The sequence below is a fragment of the Rhizobium sp. PRIMUS64 genome, from assembly GCF_023006465.1.
In the GTDB taxonomy this organism is placed as follows: Bacteria; Pseudomonadota; Alphaproteobacteria; order Rhizobiales; family Rhizobiaceae; genus Rhizobium; species Rhizobium leguminosarum.
In genome coordinates this window covers 1-1,423 of sequence record NZ_JALBGX010000288.1, presented here as the reverse complement: position 1 = coordinate 1,423, position 1,423 = coordinate 1, and the positions used below count along the sequence as shown (strand labels likewise).

The 1,423-nt window shown below is 67.4% G+C and carries 1 pseudogene; it reads right to left on the bottom strand.

The window, feature by feature from the left end:
• Nucleotides 1-1,423 (bottom strand): annotated as a pseudogene (locus MOV76_RS39120) (sporulation protein); the annotation flags it as partial.

Here is a 1,423-nt window from a genome sequence, read left to right as displayed (position 1 = left end):
GGACGGGGTCGACTGGGCCGTCAACGGCGGCTGAGCCGGCGGTGTCGGCTGGGCAGACGGCGTCGCCTGGGCAGACTGTGTCGCCTGAGCAGACTGCGTCGGCTGGGCAGACGGCATCGGCTGATCGACGGGCGCCGGCTCCTCGCGGGCAACCAACGTACCGTCAGGCTTGACGATCATCGTGCGGACCTTGCGTGGCGAAACGGACGGCGTCTTGTCGGCGTCGCTTGCCGAAGCGTTGTCGGCATTGTCCTGGTTCGGCAACAGACGCGGATCCTCCGTCTCACCGACCGCAGTCGGCGTGACCTGATCGTCAGCGTTGGCGTTCTCGTCGTCTTCAGGCAGCGCTTCCGGTGTCAGCGTGCGCTGGACAACATCGACGGGCGCCTCGTCGGAAGAAACGAGCGCCTTCTGCTTCGGCTCTTCGGCAGAACCCGCAACACGGTCGTAAACGGCCTTATCCTGGTTCGGCACGGTCTTGCCGCCAGGATTTTCCGGAACGACCTTGACCGGCTCCTTGTCGGCGGTGATCACGCGCGGCTCGCCGGACGCGACAATGCCGAGCCCCTCGCCGTTCCACACGGAGGAATAGACACCATAAGCGACACCGGCGAAGACCACGAGCACGACGGCCCCGGCAAGCAGCCGGCGCATCGACCGGGCGCGGCTGAAATCAGCGGCCTGGCTTGCCGACTCGATACGAACCTCGGAGGTCTCGCGGCGCTCGACCGGCTCGCGCACGCTGCGGCGGAAATCCTCCTCCAGCGCCCGTTCGAAATCATCGAGGCCATCGGCGATGGTGGGCTTGACCGGCGTTGCCGCGGCCGCAGCCGTATCCCGGACTGGCGTCGGCGTTTGCCGCGGCTTGGCCGGTTCAAAGAAGCTGGCGATCTCCGCGTCGAGATCGAAATCGAAATCAGCAGTTTTCGCGACCGGCGCGGGCTGCTCGACCGGCGGCAGCATCGGCACGTGCATGTCGTCGACGGTCTCGGGACGATCCTCCGGATCGCAGATCATCGCCGGATCGAATGGCAGGTCTTCGGTCGAGTCGGAGGCAGCCGCCCAGTTGAAAGCCGGAGCCGGAGCTGGAGCCTGCGGCTCGGGAACGAAGGCTGGAGCGGACCGTACAGGGGCGGCAGCGGCCGGCTGGAAAGCAGGAGCTGGCGGCTCTGGCGCAAAAACAGGCGCGGGCCGAGGCGTAGCGACGGCAGCGGTTGGCTGGGGAGCAGGTGCAGGCGGCTCTGGCTGCGGCGATGGGTCGGACGTCTCGGAGAAATCGAGGTCGGCGAGTTCCAGCTCGATGCCGGCAAGATCCAGCTCGAAATCATGGCCGGCGAAGGGGTCGTCGGCTTCCGGCACCGGCTGCGGCGCCCGCGAATATGCCGTTGCGGCAGGCTGGGGCACAACGACCTCGGCAAGCTGC